Origin of the sequence: Sanguibacter sp. Leaf3 (assembly GCF_001425965.1) — a bacterium.
Classification (GTDB): domain Bacteria; phylum Actinomycetota; class Actinomycetes; order Actinomycetales; family Cellulomonadaceae; genus Sanguibacter; species Sanguibacter inulinus.
In genome coordinates this window covers 480184-502410 of the sequence record NZ_LMRH01000002.1, presented here as the reverse complement: position 1 = coordinate 502410, position 22227 = coordinate 480184, and the positions used below count along the sequence as shown (strand labels likewise).

Sequence of the window (22227 nt, the reverse complement as noted above, 5' to 3'; positions counted from 1 at the left end):
CGCTTTGCTCACAGGAGTCGTCGGAGTGTCACGAACAGTGCCGTCGTGGGGCTCCGCCAGCACTCTTGACCCCGGTGGCAGGTGCCCACGACGACCCCGCCAGGCCTCGTGGGACCGGTGCCCCACGCTCGACTACCGTGGACGAGTGCCCGATGCCACCACTCCCGCTGCCCTCTCCTCTGCTCCTGGCCGCGTCCACCTCGACGCCGGCGGCAGCGCCCGGCTGCTGCCCGACGCGCACGAGGCCTTCACACGAGCACTGGCCGAAGGCTGGGCCGATCCCCGTCGGCTGCACTCGGAGGGACGCCGCGCCGCCTCCATGCTCGACGGAGCCCGCGCGGCGGTCGCCGAGGTCCTAGGTGCCCGGACCGAAGAGGTGCACTTCGCCCCCTCCCACGCGGCGGCGCAGCACGCGGCGGTCAGGGCCGTGACACTCGGTCGCCGGAGGGTCGGCGGGTCCGTCGTGACGTCAGCGGTCGAGCGGGCCGCCGTCCTCGAGGCATCGGGCTTCGCGGTCCGGCGCCACCAGTCCACCGTCGAGGGCTCGACCGCCGAGCACGTCGTCGTGCCGGTCGGACGCAGCGGAGCCGTCGACCTCGATGCTCTCGAGAGCGAGACGACGGCCCCGGGTGTCTCGCTCCTGGCCCTCCAGCACTCGAACGGAGAGGTCGGGACGCTCCAGCCGCTCGCACGCGCCCACGAGGTCGCCCGCGCAGCCCGCGTCCCTCTGCTCGTCGACGCCGGTGCAGCGGTCGGGCACGTCCCCGTCGGTGACGACTGGGACGTGCTGACCGCTGATCCTGCCGACTGGGGCGGCCCCGGGGGGACCGGGGTCCTCGTCGTCCGGCAGGGCGTGCGCTGGCAGGCCGACTGGCCGGAAGACCAGGACCGTTGGTTCCCGGGCGGGACGAACGTCCCCGCCGCCTTCGCGGCAGCCGTCGCGCTCCAGGCGGCGACCGCAGACCGCGCCGCCCAAGACGCCCGTAGACGCGCCCTCGTGGACACGATCCGGACTCAGGTCCCGCTGCTCGTCCCGGACGTCGACCTCGTCGGCGAGCCCGTCGACAGGCTCCCCCACGTCGTGACCTTCTCGTGTCTCTACGTCGACGGCGAGGCGCTCGTCAGCGAGCTGGACAGGGCCGGGTTCGCCGTCGGGTCCGGGTCTGCGTGCACGTCGAGCGCCCTCGAGCCGAGCCACGTGCTCGCCGCGATGGGGTCGCTCACGCACGGGAACATCCGGATCGCTCTCGACAGGTCCACGACAGCAGACGACGTCGACAGGTTCCTCGCTGTCCTGCCCGGGGCCGTGGCCAGGGTGCGTGCAGCGCTCGGGGTCGAGTCGCTGTGACTGACGTCCGCCAGCCCAGCGGCAGCGGCAGCGGCAGCGGCAGCGGCAGCGGCAGCGGCAGCGGCAGCGGCAGCGGCAGCGGCAGCGGCAGCGGCAGCGGCACGATGATCGTCGATGCCCGTGGGTTGCGCTGCCCGATCCCGGTGATCAGGCTGGCGAAGGCCGCCTCTACCCTCTCGCCGGGTGACCTCGTGACCGTCTGGAGCACCGACCCGGCTGCCGAGCACGACGTCCCGGCCTGGGCACGGATGCGCGGGCACACCGTGGTCGGATCGACCGTGCTCGATGAGCCCGAAGAGCTTGACGAGGGTGGGACGGCGCGAAGCGCTCGCGCGGACCTGGGGCTACCGGGGACCACCCGGTCCGACCAGGGCTCGCGCGACACCGCCGCTGCGGACGCCCCGGCGCCGGTCGCGACAGCGATCACCGTGCGTCTCGGCGGCTGACAGGCGTCTGCGCCTCCCGCTGACAGCGCGACCTCGGGCCAGCGCCGTCGGGCGGCGCCACCGCCAGGAGGCAGCAGGGCCAGGGCGACGCAGCCCGAGGGAAGACGTGCCCCGAGCACGACAGAGGCCCGACCCTGTCGTGAGACAGGACCGGGCCCCTCAGGTCTCTAGCGGGGCACTCGCCCCGACGACCCGCGTCAGATCAGCTGAAGGATCCGCCGCAGGCGCAGCCTTCGCCGGCGTTCGGGTTGTCGATCGTGAAGCCCTGCTTCTCGATCGTGTCCGCGAAGTCGATGGTCGCGCCCTCGAGGTACGGGACGCTCATCTTGTCGACGACGACCTCGACACCGTCGTAGTCCTTGAGGGCGTCGCCGTCGAGGACCCGCTCGTCGAAGTAGAGCTGGTAGATCAGGCCGGAGCAGCCGCCGGGCTGGACGGCGACGCGCAGACGCAGGTCGTCGCGGCCCTCCTGCTCGAGGAGCGTGCGGACCTTCTGCGCCGCGACGTCGCTCAGCAGGACGCCGTGGGTCGCTGTCTCGGTGGTCTCGCTCATGGTGTCTCCCCACAATGAAGAAAGTCTGGTGACGATCGGTCGGTGCCGGCTCTGTCGGAGCTCCGCCTCAGCGGTGCGAGCCGTCCCGCACGTGTGCCAACCTGCAGCACCGTCGGAGTATTCCCACCAGACTAAGCCCCGTGCCGCTCACTGGTCACCAGCGCGGTGCTGGCTCCCGCAGGACCGGAGGCCTCCGCATGATGCCCACGCACGACGACGTCATCGTCGAGCGGGTCAGGCGGCGGCCCGCGACAGCATCTCGACGGGGGTCCTGCCCAGGCACATCGACACCGTTCAGCGACGCGCCGTCCGGGCCGGTGACCAGGACCTGGCCACCCGCCCGAGCACGTCTCCCAGGTCCACGGGCGAGGTCTCACCGTCGGCGCGCGGCCGGTCCGAGGCGACGTAGACCGCGCTGATCCCGGCAGAGGACGACTCCCTCCGGCTCATCATGCTCGTCCCCGCCACCACCACGGACGGCACCCCGACCTCGGCGGCCGCAGACACCGCCTGCTCGGCGCCCGAGCCGTGGAAGGTCGACGCGTCGAGGTGGTCGACCGTCGTCACGACGAGGTCGGCGGCCGCGGCCCGCCTCCGCAGGTCGACGGCGTCGGCGAACACGGCAGCACCCGGCAGCAGGCGTCCCCCGGCCAGGGCGACGAGCCATCCGACCCCGCCGCCTGCGCCTGCCCCGGGCAGACCGGTGACGTCGCGGAGGCGGGCGGGGACCGCTGACCCGGAGCCTGACAGGAGGTCGGGTCTGCGTGACGTGGTCTGGGCCGACCAGACGGCGTGGGCGAGCTGACCGACAGCCCGCTCGAGCTGCTGGGCTCCGGAGGCCGTCAGGGCACCCACCTCTCCTGCGGCAGCGCTCGCCCCGTGCAGCCCGAGGAGCGGGAGCTCGTCGGCGCAGGCTCCGACGAGGTCTATGCGGGCGAGGAGCCCGAGGGCATCGGTGAGCCCGGCCAGGTGGTCGGGGGGGATGTCGTCAGTCTGACCGGTGTGGCTGGTGTGGTCGGTCTGGCCGGTGTCGCTGGCCGAGCCGATCGGGTCGGTCTCGTCGATCCCGGCGGCCGGGTCTCCGGGGGCCAGCAGACGCCGCCCGTCGAGCCCCGCGACACCGAGTGCGAGGAGCAGCCCGAGCCCGGCATCAGGGACGATGCAGCAGTCCGGGCCGACGAGCCCCAGGACGATCCGCGACGCGCCTGCGCCGACTGCCGTGATCAGCTGCTCCCCTACCCCGGAGGTTCCCTCCCCGTGGACGAGCGCGGCGGAGGTGTCGACGTAGGCGGTCGTGCCGACGAGCACGACGCCCGGGGCGAGCCAGACGACCGGGTCCGCAGGCTGCGGCTGTCGGCCGCGACGCACGGTCTCCGCCCGGCGTCCGACGAGCGTCGCGAACCCCGGACCTCCGGACGAGAGCTCACAGAGGTCGACCGCGTCGTGCCGAGCCGCAGCAGTCCAGGCGCTCAGGAGCCTCGCTCCGGCTGCACTCTCGGCAGAGCTCGCGACCGACGCCTCGGCAGCGTTCTCGACAAGGCTCACGACGGGGCTCACGACACAGGGAGCCAGCAGGACGTCCATGTCCACATCCTGCCCTGCCGGACGGTAAATGCCCTGCACGCTGTGAGATCATGGACGACGTGAGCACACTGCTGAACGCAACCTTCTCCGAGCCGGCACCCTCACCCGCGCTGCTGCTGCTCGGACAGGGCAAGGACCTCGCCTCCGAGCGCGGTGTCGAGTGCGCCGGGGCCCTGCCTGCGGCGAGCGACCCGGACCTCGTCGAACGCGCCCGAGCCGCCCGCGCGGCACTCGGCGACCGAGCCTTCATCTTGGGCCACCACTACCAGCGCGACGAGGTCATCGACTTCGCCGACGTCACCGGTGACTCCTTCAAGCTCGCACGCGAGGCTGCCGCCCGGCCCGACGCCGAGTTCATCATCTTCTGCGGCGTGCACTTCATGGCCGAGAGCGCGGACATCCTCACCTCGGACGACCAGACGGTGATCCTCCCCGACCTCGCCGCCGGGTGCTCCATGGCCGACATGGCCGCGATCAACCAGGTCGAGGAGTGCTGGGAGGTCCTCCAGGACGCCGGCATCGCCGACCAGACCCTCCCCGTCACGTACATGAACTCGACCGCGGCTATCAAGGCCTTCACTGGTCGCCACGCGGGCACCGTGTGCACGTCCTCCAACGCCGAGGTCGCGCTGCGCTGGGCCTTCGACCAGGTGGGCGGCGTCGAGGGCACCGGCAAGGTGCTCTTCATGCCCGACCAGCACCTCGGCCGCAACACCGCGATCCTCAAGCTCGGCATGTCCCCCGAGGAGTGCGTGGTCTTCGACCCGCGCAAGCCCGGCGGCGGACTGACCACCCAGCAGCTGCGCGACGCCCGCATGATCTTGTGGCGCGGCCACTGCTCGGTCCACGGGCGGTTCAGCGAGAAGAACGTCACGGACATCCGCGCGGCGGTCCCCGGCATCAACGTCCTGGTGCACCCCGAGTGCAAGAACGAGGTCGTCGTCGCGGCAGACCTCGTCGGGTCGACCGAGTTCATCATCCAGACCCTGGACGCCGCCGAGCCCGGCTCGTCGTGGGCCATCGGCACCGAGCTCAACCTCGTGCGCCGGGTCGCCGCAGCGCACCCGGACAAGAACGTGCACTACCTCGACTCCACGGTGTGCTTCTGCTCGACGATGAACCGCATCGACCTCCCCCACCTCGTGTGGACCATGGAGTCGCTCGTCGCCGGCCGCGTGGTCAACCCGATCGTCGTCGACTCCGACGACGCGCACTGGGCTCGTGTCGCCCTCGACCAGATGCTCGCGCTGCCCGGGCTCTGAGCCGTCCGGCCTCGGCCGCCGAAGGACGTCCCGAGCGAAGACCTGCCGGAGCCCGCGCCCGTCGCACCCTGGTCGCGACAACCGGACCAGGTTGCGCCGACCTTCTCCCCTACGGCCCCTGCACGACGTCATCGTCGAGCGGGGGCCGTAGTAGCGTGACCGGGTGACTCGCCAGATCCAGCTCGCGCTCGCGACCTTCCGACCTCGCCGGGCGATCCCCGGCCAGACTGTCCTCGACCCCTCCGTGACCCGCACCCGGGTCCGCCTCGGCGATCTCGACATCTATCGCCATGTGAATAATGCGGTCTATCTCAACATGATGGACACCGGGCGCAGCAACCTGCTCGCCGACTGCGGCGGGATGCCGTTGCTCAACGAGCGCGGCTGGTACCCGGTCGTGGCCGCCTCGACCGTGAAGTACCGCAAGTCCCTCACCCTCGGGCAGCGCGTCGAGATCACGAGCCGCGTCCTCGGCTGGGACCCGCGCATCGCCTACCTGGAGCAGGTCATCACCACCGGCGGCCAGCTCGCCGCCCGCGGCATCGTCGCTGGCAGGTTCCTCGCCAAGACCGGAGACCGTGTCCCCGCACCCGACGTCGTGGCCCTGCTCGGCGGTCCTGAGACCAGCCCGGAGCTGCCCGAGGACGTCGCCGCATGGGCACGAGCCATGGACGTCGCGCACCGCGCCTGACGTCAAGGCGGTCTGGAGCTGACCCAGGACGGGTGCCTCCCGCAGACCGCACCGCGTCTAGACGGCCCGGCGCCTGACGACAGACGCAGAGAGCCGCCGACCTGATGAGGTCGGCGGCTCTCTGCTCGCCCGCGTCGCTGTGGCGTCGTCGCTGTGTCAGTGGCGTCGCGTCAGCCCTGCGCGAGCCCGTCGAGCAGGAGAGCCTCGGCGAGGACGACCTTCTCGAGCTCGCCCAGGTGCACGGACTCGTCCGCGCCGTGGGCGCGCGAGTCCGGGTCCTCGACACCTGTCACGAGGATCGCGGCGTCGGGGAAGACCTCGAGCAGGTCGGCGATGAACGGGATGGACCCGCCGATGCCGATGTCGACGGGCGGGACTCCCCACGCCTGCTCGAAGGCTGCCCGGGCGGCGCGCATCGCTGCGGAGTCGGCGGGAGCCTGGAAGGGCTTGCCGAGCTCGCCGTCCCGCACGACGACCTTCGCGCCGAGCGGCGCGTTGTCGAGCAGGTGGGTGCGCAGCGCCTCGAGAGCAGCCTCCGGGTCCTGCCCGGCGGCGATGCGCAGCGAGAGCTTTGCGGTCGCCTTGGGGGCGATGGTGTTGGAGGACAGCGCGACAGTCGGGGCGTCGAAGCCGATGACCGAGAGCGCGGGCTTGGTCCACAGGCGGGACGAGATCGGCCCTGTGCCCGCGAGCTGCACGCCGTCGAGCAGACCGGAGTCGGCGCGGAAGTCGGCCTCGTCGTAGTCGACCGTCGGGTCCGGTGCGTGGGCCAGGCCCGCGACGGCGACGTCACCCGCGTCGTCGTGCAGGGTCGAGATGAGGCGCGAGAGCAGCGTGATGGCGTCGAGGACCGGACCGCCGAACATCCCAGAGTGGACCGCGTGCGAGAGGACGGACAGCTCGACCTCGCAGTCGACGAGCCCGCGGAGCGAGGTGGTGAGGCCGGGGACGCCGACCTTCCAGTTGGAGGAGTCCGCGACGACGATCACGTCGGCGCGCAGCAGCTCTGCGTGCTCGGCCAGGAACTCACCGAAGTACGGCGAGCCGATCTCTTCTTCACCCTCGACGAAGACGGTGACGCCGACAGCGAGCTCGTCGCCGAGCGCGCGCAGCGCACCGAGGTGCGCGACGATGCCGGCCTTGTCGTCAGCGGCGCCGCGTCCGTAGAGGCGTCCGTCACGCTCGGTCGGCACGAAGGGGTCGGTGGCCCAGGACGCCGCGTCGCCCGGAGGCTGGACGTCGTGGTGCGCGTAGAGCAAGACCGTCGGGGCGCCGGCCGGGGCTGAGCGCCGCGCGACGACCGCGGGTCGGCTCTCGCCCGAGGTGAGGATCTGCACCTCGTCGAGGCCGGCGCCACGAAGGAGCTCGGCGACAGCCTCTGCGCTCGACGCGACGTGAGCCTGGTCGAAGGCGGGGGCGGAGACGCTCGGGATGCGCACGAGCGCCTCGAGGTCGGCGCGCAGCGCGGGGAAGAGGTCGTGGACACGGGACCGGAGGTCGTCAGGAAGAGTCACCTGAGCACCGTATCGCGCCCGCACCGTCCGCCGGGAGCCGAGCCTGCGCATCTGTGGACAGCGAGTCCGCGCTCCTGCCGGCGCCGACTGGGCCGCGGGACCGGCGGGCGAGACGCCGAGCCTGCGGCGCGCACCGTGCTCGACCCTCGCGACAGGTCGACTAAGATCGTTGCGTGTTCTCACGTAGCAAGTCTTCAGACGACGCCGTCCCGCCCACCGACGTGGCAGCTGCCGCCGAGGCGCTCGAGCAGGCCAAGAAGGGCCGCCCGACGCCCAAGCGCAAGGTGTCCGAGGCCGCGAACAAGCGTCCCCTGGTCCCGGACGACCGCCGCGCAGCCGCCAAGGCCGCCCGCGCGAAGCAGCGTGCCGCCCGCGACGTCGAGTACCAGGCGATGAAGACCGGTGACGAGAAGCACCTCCCCTACCGCGACCGTGGTCCGGTCAAGCGCTACGTGCGCGACGTCGTCGACGCCCGTCGTAACGTCGCCGAGTACTTCTTGTTCCTGGCCCTCGCCTTCCTCGTCGTGACTCTCTTCGGCAACCAGATCCCTGAGCTCGCGCTCTTCGCGATCCTCGCCGTGTACATCGTGGTGATCGTCGCGATCGCCGACACCTTCATCATGTGGCGCGCTCTGAAGAAGCGTCTGATCGCGAAGTTCGGCGAGAACGTCGAGCTGCGCGGGATCGGCCGCTACGCCGCGATGCGCGCCTTCCAGATCCGCCGCGCCCGTCTGCCCAAGCCGATGGTCAAGCACGGGCAGTACCCCGCCTGACCTTGCGCACGCCTCATGGGCGCGTCTGCTGATCCACCCGACACCGGTCGCTCGTCTCGAGCGGCCGGTGTCGTACGTCACGGATAGTGTGGACGGATGGTCAACTATCGATACCTCGGCAACTCCGGTCTGAAGATCTCGGAGATCACCTACGGCAACTGGCTCACCCACGGCTCACAGGTCGAGAACGACGCGGCGACAGCCTGCGTCCGTGCCGCGCTCGACGCCGGCATCTCGACCTTCGACACTGCAGACGTCTACGCGAACACGAAGGCCGAGCAGGTCCTCGGCGACGCGCTCAAGGGCGAGCGTCGCGAGTCCCTCGAGATCTTCACGAAGGTCTACTGGCCCACAGGCCCCGGCGGCCCCAACGACACGGGCCTCTCCCGCAAGCACATCATGGAGTCGATCAACGGCTCGCTCACCCGCCTCGGGACCGACTACGTCGACCTCTACCAGGCGCACCGATTCGACACCGAGACCCCCCTCGAGGAGACGATGCAGGCCTTCGCCGACATCGTCCGTCAGGGCAAGGCCCTGTACATCGGCGTCAGCGAGTGGACCGCCGACCAGATCCGCGCGGGCCACGCCCTGTCGAAGGAGCTCGGCTTCCAGCTGATCTCCTCCCAGCCCCAGTACTCGATGCTGTGGCGTGTCATCGAGGACGAGGTCGTGCCGACGTCGGCCGAGCTCGGCATCTCGCAGATCGTCTGGTCCCCCGTGGCTCAGGGGGTGCTCACCGGCAAGTACGCACCGGGGGCCGAGCTTCCCGCCGGCTCGCGCGCCACGGACGAGAAAGGCGGCGCGAACATGATCAAGCGCTTCCTGGACGACGACGTGCTGCGCCGCGTGCAGGAGCTCAAGCCTGTCGCGGACGAGCTCGACCTGTCCCTCGCCCAGCTCGCCGTCGCGTGGGTGCTGCAGAACAAGAACGTCGCCGCAGCCCTCATCGGGGCCTCGCGTCCCGAGCAGGTCGCGGAGAACGTCAAGGCCTCCGGGGTGGTCATCCCCGACGAGCTGCTGACGAAGATCGACACGATCCTCGGGGACGTCGTCGAGCGCGACGCGAGCAAGACCGCCGAGACCGCACCGAAGGGCCGCGTCGCCTGACGCAGCCCACTGGAGCGTGAGGAGGCCCGGTCGGGCGGTGAGAGATCACCGCCCGACCGGGCCTCCTGCTCTCCTGGTCGGTCCTCAGGAGCTGCTGGGCCGGACTCTCAGACCTCGCTCGACAACCTCACCGCAGGAGCAGCAGGCCGGCCCTCGTTGAGCAGCACCGCCGCGGCGATGCCAGAGCCCGCGAGCTCGCGCCAGCCCTGACCGAGCCACTGCTCGGCGTCGAACTGGTTGGTGAACACGGGGCTGATGGGCGCGTCGGCCGGCTGACCGTCGGTGCCCTGGAAGGTCCAGGTCCACTGGGGTGTCGTCATCGGACGAGCTCCTTGTTGATCCGGCGGGCCCAGAACGGACCCTCGTAGATGAAGGCCGTGTACCCCTGCGTGAGGTTCGCACCCGCGTCCAGGTAGGCCTGCGCGTCGGCGGGTGTCGTGATGCCCCCCACCCCGATGATCACCGGTCGCGAGCCGAGACGCTCGCGCAGACGCGCGACCACCTCGAGACCACGGGCCAGCAGCGGCCGCCCGGAGAGACCACCCTCGCCGAGGTCGTGCGAGATCGTCGTGTTGACCGCGACCACCCCGTCGAGCCCGAGCTCGAGGGCGAGGTCCGCCACGGCGTCGACGTCGTCGTCGGCCAGGTCGGGCGCGATCTTGACGAGCAACGGGATCCGGGGTCGCCCTGCAGCAGCCGTGGCGGTGTCGGCCGCCTCACGGACCGCGACGAGGATGGGGCGCAGCGCGTCGACCGACTGGAGGTCGCGCAGGCCCGGCGTGTTCGGCGAGGACACGTTCACGACCAGGTAGTCGGCCCACGGCGCGAGCAGGCTCGCGCTCGTCGCGTAGTCGCCCGCAGCCTCGGCCGCGGGCGTCACCTTCGTCTTGCCGATGTTGGCCCCGACGAAGATCGCGCGGCCCGCACGGGTCGCGCGCAGCTTCTCGAGCCTGGCCGCGGCCGCCGCCGCACCCTCGTTGTTGAAGCCCATCCGGTTGCGCACACCGCCGAGGTCGATCTCCCGCCACAGCCGCGGACGCTCGTTGCCGGGCTGCGCATGAGCGGTCACAGTCCCGATCTCGACAAACCCGAAGCCGAGCATCGTCAGACCCTGCACAGCCTCGGCGTTCTTGTCGAAGCCCCCGGCGACCCCGAAGGGCGCCGGGACACGACGCCCGAAGACCTCGACCCCCGGCCCCTGGAGGAACGGTGCGAGAGCGCCCTGGACCACGCTCGAGAGCACGGGGGTCCGGCCGACGAGCGAGATCGCCCGGAAGGCCAGGTGGTGCGCCTGCTCGGGGTCCATGCGGCGGAAGACCGTGCGGAAGACGAAGGGGTAGATCATGACGTGCGGTGCTCCTCAGGTGGCGGTGCAGGACTCAGGCAGCGGGGGGTGCAGAGGTGTGCGGGGCAGGGCGCGTGCGCCACAGCCAGAAGAGGCCGACGAGCGGGAGGACGAGGGGTACGTAGCCGTAGCCCTGACCAAAACCAGACCACACCGTCGCGTCGGGGAAGTCACCCGCGTCGACGATGGTGAGGATGCCGACGGTGAGCACCCCGACGAGCTCGACCGACACCGTGACCCAGGCGATGGTGCGCCAGCGGCCGGTGCCCTTCGCGAGGGCGACCGTCGCGACGACGTAGACGATGCCGGCGAGCAGCGAGAGCGAGTACGCGACAGGTGCCTCCGAGCCCTGCGCCACGAGCTGGTAGGCACCGCGGACCGTCGCGGCGAGCGCCAGGATCCCGTAGACGGCGACGAGCAGCCGCCCGAAGCCTGAGCTGGTGCGGGGGGCCGAGCCGCTGGGGGCGTCCGTCCGGTCGAGGTCCACGTTCTTCTCTCTTCTCGTGCGGTCGTGTCGAGCGTTCTCGGGCCGTGCTCGGGTCGTGCGGGTGATGCTCGGCGGGCGGTGCGAGACGCGCCCTGCGTGCTGAGGTGTACCGCTAGTCAGCGCTCCCAGATCTGGACGAGCCTGTACTCCAGGAAGATCACGGTGACGGCAGCCAGCACCATGACGACCGAGCTCCAGCGGCTGCGCTCGGCGAAGGCCCAGGCGGCCGCGAAGGGCAGGATCAGCAGGACCGTGACGAGATAGCCCCACAGCTCGCCGACGTCGGAGTGGCCGTCACCGGTGACCAGCAGCACCGCGGCGGCGATCGTCTGCAGGAGCAGCAGCCCCTCGACCACGGCCGCACCCCAGAGCTGCTTGAGGATCACCGCTCGGTCGCGCAGCACGAACCACGCGGCCCACAGACCGAGGGCCGACGAGGCGGCGACGACGAGGACGGTGAGGGGCGTGAGCACAGGTCGAGATTACCGCTCGCACGACCCGGTCGGGGTGCACGCCACCGGGCGATACGATCGACCGGTGACCGATCTCACCTTCACCTCCTCAGCCCCTAGCTCTCTCACCTCTCACGCGCTCGTCATCGGCGTGGGCCAGACACCGACAGGCCCCGTGCTCGCCCCGAGCGACGCGCTGCCGAAGGCCGTGGCCGCGACGCTCGACCTCGAGCTCCTCGGTGTCACCGGTGCCGTGGACAGCGTGACCCGCGTCCCCTCCGCCAAGGGTGTCTCCGCCAAGGTCATCGTCCTCACCGGCCTCGGCGCCGTCGCCGACCTCACCCCGGAGAGCCTGCGCCGTTCGGCGGGTGCCGCCGTGCGCAGCCTCGGTGGTGTGCCGTCCGCAGCCCTCGCGCTCCCCGTCGTGACCGAGGCCGACGCAGCAGCCGTCGCCGAGGGTGCCCTCCTCGGCGCCTACGCCTTCCGCACCTACCGCACAGGTGAGGCAGCGACCGCCGGGACGCCCGTCGCCTCGGTCGAGGTCGTCACCGAGCACGCCAAGAAGCCGTCGCTCAAGAAGGCCGGTGAGCGGGCCTCGGTCATCGCGCAGTCGGTCCACGCGACCCGCGACCTCGTCAACAGCGCCCCGAACGACCTGTTCCCGGCGGCCTTCGCCGACATCGCGAAGTCCGCGGCCAAGGGCAGCGGCGTCAAGGTGACGGTCCTCGACGAGAAGGCCCTCACCGCTGGTGGCTACGGCGGTCTGCTCGGTGTCGGCCTCGGCTCGACCCGCGGACCGCGCCTGGTCAAGGTCGCGTACACCCCGAGCCGCCCGGCCGCGAAGATCGCGCTCGTCGGCAAGGGCATCACCTTCGACTCGGGCGGCATCTCGATCAAGCCCGCCAAGGGCATGGAGGCGATGAAGTCCGACATGGCCGGCGCCGCCGCGGTCCTGCACACGGTCCTCGCCGCTGCTCGCCTCGGCCTGCCTGTCGCCGTGACCGGGTGGCTCTGCCTCGCCGAGAACATGCCCTCGGGCACGGCCCAGCGCCCCTCCGACGTCATCACGATCCGTGGCGGCAAGACCGTCGAGGTCCTCAACACCGACGCCGAGGGCCGCCTGGTCCTGGCCGACGGCCTCGTCGCAGCCGGCGAGGAGAACCCCGACGTCGTCCTGGACATCGCGACCCTCACCGGTGCGCAGATGGTCGCCCTCGGTGCACGCGTCAGCGCAGTCATGGGCTCGGAGGACGTCCGCACGCAGGTCGTCGACGCCGCCGGTGCCACCGGCGAGCAGTTCTGGCCGATGCCGCTCCCGCGCGAGCTCCGCAAGAGCATGGACTCGCCCGTCGCGGACATCGCGAACATCGGTGACCGCTTCGGCGGGATGCTCGTGGCCGGCCTCTTCCTCGAAGAGTTCACCGGCGGGCGCCCGTGGGCCCACCTCGACATCGCCGGACCGTCCTTCAACGAGGGCTCTGCGCACGGCTACACCCCCGTGGGCGGGACCGGCGTCGGCGTGCGCACGATGCTCGGCTTCCTCGAGGCCTACGCAGCCACGAAGTAGCAGCGCAGGGCGGGTCCCGCTCGGGCGAGCCTCAGGGCTCCGGGGTGCACGCGCCCCGGTGCCGCAGGGCCGAGACCCCGCGGACCACGACACGACGTCGTGGTCCGCGCCCGTCGGCGTCTCATGAGGTGTGGCGCATCACGAGGTGGGCAGCGTCGGCAGCCCGCCGTCGTCAGCCCGGGCTCAGATCGTAAGAAGCCGCCGCCACCGCTCTGCTCAGCGGCGCTTGTGCGCGCTGTTCCAGTCCCGCATGCGCTGCGGGTACCCGGTGAAGTTCACGTCGTAGACGGGGATGCCGATCTCGGCGGCGATCTTGCGGGCCGCGACGGCGTCCGGGACGCGACGGCGGGTCCACTCCCCCGACGAGGCGATGAGCAAGATGGTGGTCGGCTGGTCGACCGTCGGCGGCTCGATGTAGGACTCGACACCCACCCGCGAGCGGGTGAACTGCTCGAGGTGCTCCATCGTCTCGCGGCGCCGGTCGCTGGACCGCAGAGGTGCCGGTGCCTCTGCAGACGTGGCGGAGGCGGGACGGCGGCGGCCGAAGATCCGTGACAGTCGCGACATGGACGCAGAATACATGCGCCCACCCGTGAGAATCCTGGGTACGCGGGCCCCCTGGCAGACCTCACCCAGGACCAAAGTCGTGGGATGTCTCCATTCTCACACCACCAACTGGGCCTTTGGGCCCCTCCAGCGGTTGGGGCACACGTCCCGTGATGACAAGATGGAGCGGTAACGAACCCATTGCGCCTAAGGAGTTGCACGTGGCCGAGACCCCCGGCACCGATTTCGACATCGTCGTCCTGGGCGGAGGCAGCGGAGGCTACGCCACCGCACTGCGCGCCGCTCAGCTCGGCCAGAACGTCGCCCTGATCGAGGCTGACAAGCTCGGGGGCACCTGCCTCCACTACGGCTGCGTCCCCACCAAGGCGCTCCTCCACGCTGCAGAGCTCGCGGACAACGCCCGCGACGGTGCGCACTACGGTGTGCAGACCGAGCTCAAGGGCATTGACATGGACGGCGTCAACAAGTACAAGGACGGCGTCATCTCCGGCCTGTACAAGGGCCTCCAGGGACTCATCAAGTCCCGCAAGATCACCGTCATCGAGGGCTACGGCAAGCTCGTCGACAAGGATGCTGTCGAGGTCGACGGCACCCGCTACACAGGCCGCAACGTGGTCATCGCGACGGGCTCCTACTCGCGCTCGCTCCCGGGCCTCGAGATCGGCGGTCGCGTGATGACCTCCGAGCAGGCGCTCAAGCTCGACACCGTCCCCAAGTCCGTGATCGTCCTCGGTGGAGGTGTCATCGGCTCGGAGTTCGCGAGCGTGTGGCGCTCCTTCGGTGCCGACGTCACGATCATCGAGGGTCTGCCGCACCTGGTCCCCGCTGAGGACGAGGCGCTGAGCAAGGCTCTCGAGCGTGCCTTCCGCAAGCGTGGCATCGCCTTCAACCTCGGCGACCGCTTCAAGACCGTCGAGCAGGACGACTCGGGCGTGCACGTCACCCTCGAGTCCGGCAAGACCTTCGACGCCGAGATCATGCTCGTCGCCGTCGGCCGCGGACCCCGCACCGCCGACCTCGGCTACGAGCAGCAGGGCATCACCCTCGACCGCGGCTTCGTCATCACCGACGAGAAGCTGCACACGGGTGTCGGCAACATCTGGGCCGTCGGAGACATCGTCCCCGGCCTCCAGCTCGCGCACCGCGGCTTCGCGCAGGGCATCTTCGTCGCCGAGCAGATCCTCGGCCTCAACCCCGCGCCGATCGTCGAGTCGGGCATCCCCCGCGTCACGTACTCGGACCCCGAGATCGCGTCTGTCGGTCTGACCGAGGCGAAGGCCAAGGAGAGCCTCGGCGCCGACAACGTCGAGACCCTCGAGTACAACCTCGCCGGCAACGGCAAGAGCAAGATCCTCGACACCCAGGGCTTCATCAAGCTCGTGCGCCAGAAGGACGGCCCCGTCGTGGGCGTCCACATGATCGGTGCACGCGTCGGTGAGCTCATCGGCGAGGGTCAGCTCATCGTCAACTGGGAGGCGTACCCCGAAGACGTCGCCTCGCTCGTCCACGCACACCCCACTCAGAACGAAGCGCTCGGAGAGGCATTCCTGGCTCTGGCCGGCAAGCCCCTGCACGCCCACAACTGACCAAGCGATCGAAGGAGACCGGAGAGGTCATGTCTGACACCGTGCAGATGCCCGCACTGGGCGAATCAGTCACCGAAGGCACCGTCACCCGTTGGCTCAAGGCCGTCGGCGAGACCGTGGAGCTCGACGAGCCCTTGCTCGAGGTCTCGACCGACAAGGTCGACACCGAGATCCCGTCGCCGTTCGCCGGCGTGCTCGAGAAGATCCTGGTCGAGGAGGACGAGACCGTCGAGGTCGGCGCCGCCCTCGCCGAGATCGGCTCGGGCGAGGGAGCCGGCAGCAGCGACGACGCGAAGAGCGCCGACGAGGCTCCCGCCCCCCAGGCTCCGGCCGAGGTCACCGACGAGGCTCCGGCCTCGGGTGGCGGCTACGAGACCCCCGCACCGTCGGAGGAGGCCGCACCGACCGAGTCGACGACGGCCGAGTCCGCACCCTCGGGCGACGGTGAGGAGATCAAGCTCCCCGCGCTCGGAGAGTCCGTCACCGAGGGCACCGTGACCCGCTGGCTCAAGTCGGTCGGCGACAGCGTCGAGGTCGACGAGCCCCTGCTCGAGGTCTCGACCGACAAGGTCGACACCGAGGTCCCGTCGCCCGTCGCCGGGACGCTCCAGCAGATCCTCGTCCAGGAGGACGAGACCGTCGAGGTCGGCACAGTCCTCGCGGTCATCGGCTCCGGCGCGGCTGCTGAGTCGGCTCCCGCCGAGAAGGCGCCGGCTGCTGAGGCGCCGAAGGCCGAGGCTCCCAAGGCTGAAGCACCGAAGGCTGAAGCACCCAAGGCCGAGGCCCCGAAGGCAGAGGCTCCCAAGGCCGAGGCTCCGAAGACGGACGCACCGTCCGCCGCTGGTGGCTCCTACCTCACGCCTCTCGTGCGCAAGCTCGCGTCCGAGAAGGGCGTCGACATCGCCACGGTCACCGGGACCGGTGTCGGTGGGCGGATCCGCAAGGAAGACGTCCTCGAGGCTGCTGCCAAGGCCGAAGAGGCTGCCAAGGCTGCCGCGGCTCCGGCTCCCGCCGCAGCCGCCCCGTCCGAGGCTCCGGCCGCGGCACGCAAGGCGTCGGTCCCCGAGGTCTCGCCGCTGCGCGGCACGACCGAGAAGGCCAGCCGCCTGCGCAAGATCATCGCCGAGCGCATGGTCGAGGCCCTGCACTCGCAGGCGCAGCTCACCACGGTCGTCGAGGTCGACGTGACTCGCGTCGCGCGTCTTCGCGCGAAGGCGAAGGACGGTTTCAAGGCTCGCGAGAACGCGAACCTCACCTTCCTGCCGTTCTTCGCGCTGGCTGCCGTCGAGGCTCTCAAGGCCTTCCCGAAGATCAACGGTGTCCTCGAGGGCGACCAGATCACGTACCACGCGTCGGAGAACGTCGGTATCGCCGTCGACACCCCGCGTGGTCTGCTGGTCCCGGTCATCCGCGACGCTGGTGACCTCAACCTCGGCGGCATCGCCCGCAAGATCGGTGACCTCGCCACGCGTACGCGTGACAACAAGGTCGGACCGGACGAGCTCAGCGGCGCCACCTTCACCATCACCAACACCGGTTCGGGCGGGGCGCTCATCGACACCCCGATCGTCCCCGGCGGCACGTCGGCGATCCTCGGCACCGGCACGATCGTCAAGCGTCCCGCAGTGATCACCGACGCCGACGGCGCCGAGGTCATCGCGATCCGCTCGATCTGCTACCTCTCGCTCTCCTACGACCACCGTCTGGTGGACGGCGCCGACGCGTCGCGCTACCTCATGGCCGTCAAGAAGCGCATCGAAGAGGGTGCCTTCGAGTCCGAGGTCGGTCTCTGACCACGCTCTGACGGGTGCCCTCACCGGCACCCGACCGCACCACACGACGACCCCGCAGCTCACGGCTGCGGGGTCGTCGTGCGTCCCGGCCCGGCTGCGTCGTGCGCCTCGGACCGGGTGCATCTTGCGCCTCGCCCCGGGACCACAGCCGCGTCGGCCGCCTTCAGCGCGCCCCGACGTCTCCGGCTGCCTACGATGACCAGATGGACACCACCCGCAAGACCGTCGTCGTCGCAGGCTCGAGCGGATTTGTGGGGTCGGCGCTCGTCCCCCGCCTCAGGCGCCGTGGCTACGACGTGCGGACGCTCGTCCGCCGCCCTGTGAAGGCCCCCGGTGAGATCACCTGGGACCCCGGCGCAGGACAGCTCCCGTCAGACGCCCTGGACGGCGCGCAGGCTGTCGTGAACCTCGCCGGGGTGGGCGTCGGCGACCACCGCTGGACCGACTCGTACCGCGAGCAGATCCTGCGGTCGCGTGTCGACTCCACGACGCTGCTCTCCGAGCGGCTCGTCGCAGCTGTGTCAGCCGGCAGCGCCCCCGCCGAGGCCGTGCTCGTGCAGGCCTCGGCCATCGGCGCCTACGGCGACCAGGGCGACACGGTGCTCACGGAGTCGAGCCCCTTCGGCAAGGGGTTCCTCGCCGACGTGGTCCGGGCGTGGGAGGCCGCAGCCGAGCCCGCCCGTGCGGCCGGGCTGCGGGTCGCGCACCTGCGCACCGGGATCGTCCTCGCCCCGAGCGGAGGCGCGCTCGGGCGGCTGCTCCCCCTGGTCAAGGCGGGGGTCGCCGGTCCGATGGGCAGCGGCGACCAGTTCTGGAGCTGGATCTCCCTCGAAGACGAGATCCGCGCGATCTTGCACATCATGGAGTCCGACCTCGAAGGGCCCGTCAACCTCACGGCGCCGGCTCCCTCACGCAACGCCGACCTCACCCGCGCCCTCGGTGACGCCTTCGGCAGGCCCACCAAGATCAAGGTCCCGGCCTTCGCGCTGAAGATCGCCCTCGGTGAGTTCTCGAGCGAGCTCCTCGGGTCGCAGCGCGTGCACCCAGAGGTGCTCGAGCACGCCGGCTTCGAGTTCACCCACCCGACGATCCACGCCGCCGCCCGCTGGGTGGCGCAGGGCCGGCCGGCCCAGACCAGCCCGACCGTCTGAACCAGCACGGCACCGCCCGACGAGTCGTCGGGCGGTGCCGTGATGGGTGGCCCTGAACCTGGGACACGGGTATCCGTCGGTGCGACGCCTGCGGTGCAGCCCCGGCGGAGCCGCTGTCCCGCGAGTCAGCCGAGGCTGATCCGCGTCCCTGTGGCCGCGCTCTCGCGGGCCGCGTCGAGCACCCGGGCCGTCGCCACGGTCTCCTCGGGGTCGACAGGCACGGGCCCACCGTCGAGGACCCACGCGGCGACCGCGGGGTAGAAGTCTTCGTGCCCGCCCGGTGCCTGCTGGACCGGTGTCCGCTCCCGGCCGTGCGAGAGCCAGCCCTGGGATCCGTCGGGCGCCTCGGCGTCCATCTCCTCGAAGGGAGAGGCGTCGTTCTCGAAGGTCGTCACGACGTACGCACCCTCCGAGCCGAGCACGCGGGTCCGTGGACCGGGTGCCCCGACGACAGAACCGCCCCAGAGGTGGCTGACGACCTGCTGGCCGTCGTCCCCCGCTGCGTGACGCAGCGACAGGAAGACGTCGTCCTCCGTCGGGGTCGTGTGGTTCGCGAGCTCGGCATAGACGGACTCGACGGGCCCGAAGAGCTGGACCGCCGAGTCGACGAGGTGAGTCCCGAGGTCGAGGAGCAGTCCGCCTCCGCGGGTGTCCTGCTCCTTCCAGCGCTGCTGGGGCACCGGGCGCCACCGCTCCCAGCGCCGCTCGAAGCGGTAGACCGACCCGAGGCTCCCCGCGGCCAGGACGGCCTGCAGGGTGAGCTGCTCGGGGTCCCACCTGCGGTTCTGGAACACGGTGAGCGGGGTCCCGGTCTCCCGGGCCGTCCGCGCGACCCGCTCGGCGCCGGGTCCGTCGAGGGCGATCGGCTTGTCGAGGAGGAGCGGGACGCCGGCCTCGAGGACCTGGACCGCCTGGTCCTCGTGGAGCGGGGTCGGGCTGGCGAGCACGACGAGGTCGTACCTCGAGGTGTCCGACAGCAGGGAGTCGAGGTCGTCCACGACCTCGACTCCCTGCCAGTCGCTGCGCGCGGTGTCGGCACGCTCCGGTGAGCGGGTCACCACGACGGTGACGTCGTACCCCGCCTGCTCCACGAGCCGTGCGTGGATGCCACGCCCCGCTCCCCCGTACCCGACCAGCCCGACGCGCAGTGTGCTCATGCGTCCACGGTAGCTCCGTCCGAGCCGCCGTGTGCCGCCGGATCTTCGGCAGCGTGCTTGCCGTGGCGCTCCCGGTCGCGCTCGGTCTTGCCGAGCCTCGAGGGCCACCACACGGCTCCGCCGATGTCGTGGACGAGCGCGGGCACGAGGAGCGAGCGCACGACGATCGTGTCGAGCAGCACCCCGAAGGCGACCACGAAGGCGATCTGCGCGAGGAAGATCAGCGGGATGATGCCGAGCGCCGCGAAGGTGGCCGCGAGGACCACACCTGCGGACGTGATGACCGACCCGGTGACCGTGAGCCCCCGGACCACACCGTCACGGGTGCCGTGGTGGATGGTCTCCTCCCGGACGCGTGTCATGAGGAAGATCGTGTAGTCCACACCGAGCGCCACGAGGAAGCAGAAGGCGTACAGCGGGACCGTCGGGTCTGCGCCGGGGAACCCGAAGACGTGCTGGAACACGAGCGCGGACACTCCGAGCGCGGCACCGAAGGAGAGCACGTTCGCGGCCATGAGCAGGACCGCGGCCAGGATCGACCGCAGCAGCATCATGAGGATGACGAGGATCACCAGCAGCACGACCGGCACGATGACCTGGAGGTCCCGGGTCCCGGCGTCCTGCGTGTCGAGGCGCTGTGCCGCGGCACCACCGACGAGAGCGTCGGAGGAGACGTCGTGGACGGCTGTCCGCAGCTCCGCGACGGTCGCGACGGCACCCTGGGTGTCGGCGGCGTCGGTCGTGACGACGTCGATGCGGACCATGCCGTCGACGACGAGCGGCGGTTCGTCGCTGGTCGCACCAGGCATGCCCTGGCCGCTCGAGGCGGTCACGGCAGACGCACTGGTCACGCCGTCCACTCCCTCGGCTGCGGCGATGACCGCGTCGACGTCGGCCTCCGGGGCGATGACGATGGCCGGCTGGATGTTGCCGCCGTCGAAGTGCTGGGCGAGCACCTCTTCGCCGTCGACCGAGTCGACCTGCGTGAGGAACACGTCGGACTCGCTCGTCCCGCTCGCGTCGAGCGTCGGGACGAAGGCCGCGCAGGCGGCGAGCACGAGAGCCGTGATGACCCAGACTCGGCGGTCGTGACGGGCGACGAAGCGCGCCACACGGGCCCAGAATCCCGAGGTGGTGTCGATAGTGCCGACAGCGCCCGGAGCGGCCTGGGCCTCGTCGACGAAGGACGGGCGACGCGGCCAGAACACAGCGCGGGACCGCTTGCCGCCGACGAGCAGCAGCGCGGGCAAGAAGGTCATCGCACCGAGGAAGGCGGCGACGATGCCGATCGCTGCGACAGGCCCGAGCGACCTGTTCGACGCGAGGTCCGAGAGCAGGAGGCAGAGCAGACCGGCGATGACCGTGCCGGCGCTCGCCAGGATCGGCTCGACCGAGGCGCGCAGCGACTTCCGCAGCGCGTCCGCCGGGTGACGGGTGTGCCGGAGCTCCTCGCGGTAGCGGGCCACGATGAACAGGGAGTAGTCGACCGAGGCACCGACCACGAGGATCGACAAGATCCCCTGGGACTGCCCGTTGAGCACGAGCGTCCCGTTGTCGGCGAGCTGGTAGACCACCAGACCCGCGAGGCAGAGCGAGAAGACGGCTGTGAAGATGACGACGAAGGGCAGGATCGGCGACCTGTAGACGAAGGCCAAGATGATGAGGACCGCGACGAGGGCGACGAGCAGCAGGACTGTGTCGATGCCGCCGAAGGCCACGACGAGGTCCGCCACGAATCCCGCGGGACCGGTGACCCACAGGTTGAGGTCGGCGCCCGCGAGGTCGGCCGCGATCGCGTCGCGGATGGCACCCACGACTGTCGGGGTGAGGCTCTCACCGTCGGCGAGCAGCGACTCGGCCGCGTCGGCGTCGATGGCCAGGGTGATCAGCGCAGCCTCGCCGTCTTCGGACGGCACGACGACTGTCGGTGCTGTGAGCACGTCCCCGACGGTGCGGGGGTCGTCTCCCGAGGCACCAGGGATCTCGATCGCGGCGATCGAGTCGGAGAACGAGGTGATGGCGGCGAGCTGGTCTGCGGTGAGGGCACCCCCCTGCGAGGAGGTGGCGACGACGAGGGCGGGCAGCGACTGCGACTCGACGAAGTCGGCCGCGAGCTTGTCGACCTGGGTCGACTCGGCGCTCGACGGGAGGGACGCACCGGCGTCGTTGGTCTGGACAGAGCTCAGCTTGCCCTGGGCCTGTCCGCCCAGCGCTCCGATACCGAGCCAGATGGCGATGACTGCGACAATGATGAGACCGCGGACGACACCCGAGCGACGCGGTGCGCCCCCGGCCTGGCCCTGGCTCTGCGCACTGGGGGATTTACTCAGCATGCTGAGTATCATCGAGGACAGGACAGCCGTATGCAAGTGGAGAGGAGCGTGGGGATGCCCGACGACCCGTCGACGTGGGCCACAGGCCGGCTCCTCTCGCACGTCGCGCGCGGGCTCGAGCGCCAGTGGAACAACCACCTGGACGGCTGGGGGCTCAACCACGCGAGCCTGCCCGTGCTGCTGCACCTGCTGCGCGGAGGCCACTCGCAGCGCGAGATCGCGGCGCTCTCGAACGTGACCGAGCAGACAATGAGCCGCACCGTCGCCCGCCTCGAGCGCCTCGGGTACGTGACGCGCACCCCCGACCCGACCGACGCACGTCGACAGGTGGTGCTCCTCACCGATGCCGGCCGCACCGTCGCCGCCGAGGCCGCCCGGCCCGAGCAGGGTGAGGCCATCGCCGGTACCGGCCTGACACCCGAGCAGATGACGACGCTCCGCGAGATCCTCGTCGACATGGTGCGCGCACAGGCCCCCGAGGCCGAGGCCGACCCGCGCTAGCCTGAGG

General features: G+C 70.9%; 21 protein-coding genes. 11 read left to right on the top strand and 10 right to left on the bottom strand.

The window, feature by feature from the left end:
* The first annotated feature begins 145 nt into the window (after positions 1–145).
* Together ASG53_RS09675 and ASG53_RS19480 are read left to right on the top strand one after the other, a co-directional pair.
* Entirely contained in the window at positions 146–1348 is a 1203-nt protein-coding gene (locus ASG53_RS09675; RefSeq protein WP_056132088.1) for a cysteine desulfurase family protein, read from the top strand.
* Positions 1345–1794, top strand: coding sequence for a sulfurtransferase TusA family protein (locus ASG53_RS19480; RefSeq protein WP_235533894.1), 450 nt, complete (start codon positions 1345–1347; stop codon positions 1792–1794). The genes ASG53_RS09675 and ASG53_RS19480 overlap by 4 nt, the downstream gene beginning before the upstream one ends.
* 202 nt (positions 1795–1996) lie before the next feature.
* Here the strand turns inward: ASG53_RS19480 and erpA are convergent, their stop codons facing one another.
* Together erpA and ASG53_RS09660 are read right to left on the bottom strand one after the other, a co-directional pair.
* On the bottom strand, positions 1997–2347 hold the full coding sequence (erpA, locus tag ASG53_RS09665) for an iron-sulfur cluster insertion protein ErpA (protein WP_012866564.1): 351 nt from the start codon (positions 2345–2347) through the stop codon (positions 1997–1999).
* A 294-nt stretch (positions 2348–2641) separates the two neighbouring features.
* On the bottom strand, positions 2642–3931 hold the full coding sequence (locus ASG53_RS09660; protein ID WP_056132085.1) for a glycerate kinase: 1290 nt from the start codon (positions 3929–3931) through the stop codon (positions 2642–2644).
* A 50-nt stretch (positions 3932–3981) separates the two neighbouring features.
* On the opposite strand from ASG53_RS09660, the gene nadA reads away from it, so the two are divergent.
* Both nadA and ASG53_RS09650 read left to right on the top strand, forming a co-directional pair.
* Positions 3982–5193: a quinolinate synthase NadA gene (gene nadA, locus ASG53_RS09655; protein WP_056132081.1), complete on the top strand. Its 1212-nt coding sequence runs from the start codon at positions 3982–3984 to the stop codon at positions 5191–5193.
* A 163-nt stretch (positions 5194–5356) separates the two neighbouring features.
* Positions 5357–5884: an acyl-CoA thioesterase gene (locus tag ASG53_RS09650; protein WP_056132078.1), complete on the top strand. Its 528-nt coding sequence runs from the start codon at positions 5357–5359 to the stop codon at positions 5882–5884.
* Between the two features lie 170 nt (positions 5885–6054).
* On the opposite strand, the gene ASG53_RS09645 is transcribed toward ASG53_RS09650, so the two are convergent.
* A complete protein-coding gene (locus ASG53_RS09645; RefSeq protein ID WP_056134017.1) occupies positions 6055–7398 on the bottom strand; it encodes a dipeptidase in 1344 nt (447 codons plus the stop codon).
* A 173-nt stretch (positions 7399–7571) separates the two neighbouring features.
* Between ASG53_RS09645 and ASG53_RS09640 the strand changes: the two genes are divergently transcribed.
* The gene (locus ASG53_RS09640) at positions 7572–8171 is read left to right on the top strand and encodes a DUF3043 domain-containing protein (RefSeq protein WP_056132075.1); all 600 of its coding nucleotides are present in this window, start codon (positions 7572–7574) and stop codon (positions 8169–8171) included.
* Between the two features lie 96 nt (positions 8172–8267).
* Positions 8268–9281 carry an aldo/keto reductase family protein gene (locus ASG53_RS09635; protein WP_056132072.1) on the top strand — a complete coding sequence of 338 codons (1014 nt, stop codon included), beginning with the start codon at positions 8268–8270 and terminating at the stop codon, positions 9279–9281.
* Between the two features lie 107 nt (positions 9282–9388).
* On the opposite strand, the gene ASG53_RS09630 is transcribed toward ASG53_RS09635, so the two are convergent.
* The 4 genes from ASG53_RS09630 to ASG53_RS09615 form a co-directional block, all read right to left on the bottom strand.
* Positions 9389–9601, bottom strand: coding sequence for a hypothetical protein (locus tag ASG53_RS09630; RefSeq protein ID WP_056132070.1), 213 nt, complete (start codon positions 9599–9601; stop codon positions 9389–9391).
* Complete coding sequence (locus tag ASG53_RS09625) at positions 9598–10626, bottom strand: quinone-dependent dihydroorotate dehydrogenase (protein WP_056132066.1); 1029 nt, start codon at positions 10624–10626, stop codon at positions 9598–9600. Before ASG53_RS09625 ends, ASG53_RS09630 begins: the two co-directional genes overlap by 4 nt.
* A gap of 34 nt (positions 10627–10660) precedes the next feature.
* The gene (locus ASG53_RS09620; protein WP_056132062.1) at positions 10661–11113 is read right to left on the bottom strand and encodes a hypothetical protein; all 453 of its coding nucleotides are present in this window, start codon (positions 11111–11113) and stop codon (positions 10661–10663) included.
* A 116-nt stretch (positions 11114–11229) separates the two neighbouring features.
* The gene (locus ASG53_RS09615) at positions 11230–11586 is read right to left on the bottom strand and encodes a hypothetical protein (RefSeq protein WP_056132059.1); all 357 of its coding nucleotides are present in this window, start codon (positions 11584–11586) and stop codon (positions 11230–11232) included.
* Between the two features lie 64 nt (positions 11587–11650).
* Here ASG53_RS09615 and ASG53_RS09610 point away from each other — a divergent pair, with 64 nt between their 5' ends.
* On the top strand, positions 11651–13132 hold the full coding sequence (locus ASG53_RS09610) for a leucyl aminopeptidase (protein ID WP_056132057.1): 1482 nt from the start codon (positions 11651–11653) through the stop codon (positions 13130–13132).
* Between the two features lie 216 nt (positions 13133–13348).
* Here the strand turns inward: ASG53_RS09610 and ASG53_RS09605 are convergent, their stop codons facing one another.
* Positions 13349–13699: a hypothetical protein gene (locus tag ASG53_RS09605; RefSeq protein WP_056132053.1), complete on the bottom strand. Its 351-nt coding sequence runs from the start codon at positions 13697–13699 to the stop codon at positions 13349–13351.
* A gap of 200 nt (positions 13700–13899) precedes the next feature.
* On the opposite strand from ASG53_RS09605, the gene lpdA reads away from it, so the two are divergent.
* The 3 genes from lpdA (at position 13900) to ASG53_RS09590 (ending at position 18229) form a co-directional block, all read left to right on the top strand.
* Positions 13900–15285 carry a dihydrolipoyl dehydrogenase gene (gene lpdA, locus ASG53_RS09600; protein ID WP_056132050.1) on the top strand — a complete coding sequence of 462 codons (1386 nt, stop codon included), beginning with the start codon at positions 13900–13902 and terminating at the stop codon, positions 15283–15285.
* 29 nt (positions 15286–15314) lie between these two features.
* Complete coding sequence (gene sucB, locus ASG53_RS09595; protein WP_056132047.1) at positions 15315–17078, top strand: 2-oxoglutarate dehydrogenase, E2 component, dihydrolipoamide succinyltransferase; 1764 nt, start codon at positions 15315–15317, stop codon at positions 17076–17078.
* Positions 17079–17281: 203 nt separating this feature from the next.
* On the top strand, positions 17282–18229 hold the full coding sequence (locus ASG53_RS09590; RefSeq protein ID WP_056132044.1) for a TIGR01777 family oxidoreductase: 948 nt from the start codon (positions 17282–17284) through the stop codon (positions 18227–18229).
* Positions 18230–18354: 125 nt separating this feature from the next.
* On the opposite strand, the gene ASG53_RS09585 is transcribed toward ASG53_RS09590, so the two are convergent.
* Complete coding sequence (locus tag ASG53_RS09585) at positions 18355–19386, bottom strand: Gfo/Idh/MocA family protein (protein ID WP_056132042.1); 1032 nt, start codon at positions 19384–19386, stop codon at positions 18355–18357.
* Complete coding sequence (locus tag ASG53_RS09580; protein WP_327286727.1) at positions 19383–21731, bottom strand: MMPL family transporter; 2349 nt, start codon at positions 21729–21731, stop codon at positions 19383–19385. Before ASG53_RS09580 ends, ASG53_RS09585 begins: the two co-directional genes overlap by 4 nt.
* Positions 21732–21773: 42 nt before the next feature.
* On the opposite strand from ASG53_RS09580, the gene ASG53_RS09575 reads away from it, so the two are divergent.
* Positions 21774–22220 (top strand): MarR family winged helix-turn-helix transcriptional regulator, encoded by a 447-nt coding sequence (locus ASG53_RS09575; protein WP_235533893.1) that lies wholly within the window; start codon positions 21774–21776, stop codon positions 22218–22220.
* Positions 22221–22227: the final 7 nt, after the last annotated feature.

What these genes read in the sequence shown, in the direction of transcription:
- erpA (WP_012866564.1), bottom strand. Translation starts at nt 2,347, where the DNA reads ATGAGCGAGACCACCGAGACAGCGACCCACGGCGTCCTGCTGAGCGAC.
- ASG53_RS09660 (WP_056132085.1), bottom strand. Translation starts at nt 3,931, where the DNA reads ATGGACGTCCTGCTGGCTCCCTGTGTCGTGAGCCCCGTCGTGAGCCTT.
- nadA (WP_056132081.1), top strand. Translation starts at nt 3,982, where the DNA reads ATGGACGACGTGAGCACACTGCTGAACGCAACCTTCTCCGAGCCGGCA.
- ASG53_RS09635 (WP_056132072.1), top strand. Translation starts at nt 8,268, where the DNA reads ATGGTCAACTATCGATACCTCGGCAACTCCGGTCTGAAGATCTCGGAG.
- ASG53_RS09630 (WP_056132070.1), bottom strand. Translation starts at nt 9,601, where the DNA reads ATGACGACACCCCAGTGGACCTGGACCTTCCAGGGCACCGACGGTCAG.
- ASG53_RS09625 (WP_056132066.1), bottom strand. Translation starts at nt 10,626, where the DNA reads ATGATCTACCCCTTCGTCTTCCGCACGGTCTTCCGCCGCATGGACCCC.
- ASG53_RS09605 (WP_056132053.1), bottom strand. Translation starts at nt 13,699, where the DNA reads ATGTCGCGACTGTCACGGATCTTCGGCCGCCGCCGTCCCGCCTCCGCC.
- sucB (WP_056132047.1), top strand. Translation starts at nt 15,315, where the DNA reads ATGTCTGACACCGTGCAGATGCCCGCACTGGGCGAATCAGTCACCGAA.
- ASG53_RS09590 (WP_056132044.1), top strand. Translation starts at nt 17,282, where the DNA reads ATGGACACCACCCGCAAGACCGTCGTCGTCGCAGGCTCGAGCGGATTT.
- ASG53_RS09585 (WP_056132042.1), bottom strand. Translation starts at nt 19,386, where the DNA reads ATGAGCACACTGCGCGTCGGGCTGGTCGGGTACGGGGGAGCGGGGCGT.
- ASG53_RS09580 (WP_327286727.1), bottom strand. Translation starts at nt 21,731, where the DNA reads ATGATACTCAGCATGCTGAGTAAATCCCCCAGTGCGCAGAGCCAGGGC.
- ASG53_RS09575 (WP_235533893.1), top strand. Translation starts at nt 21,774, where the DNA reads ATGCCCGACGACCCGTCGACGTGGGCCACAGGCCGGCTCCTCTCGCAC.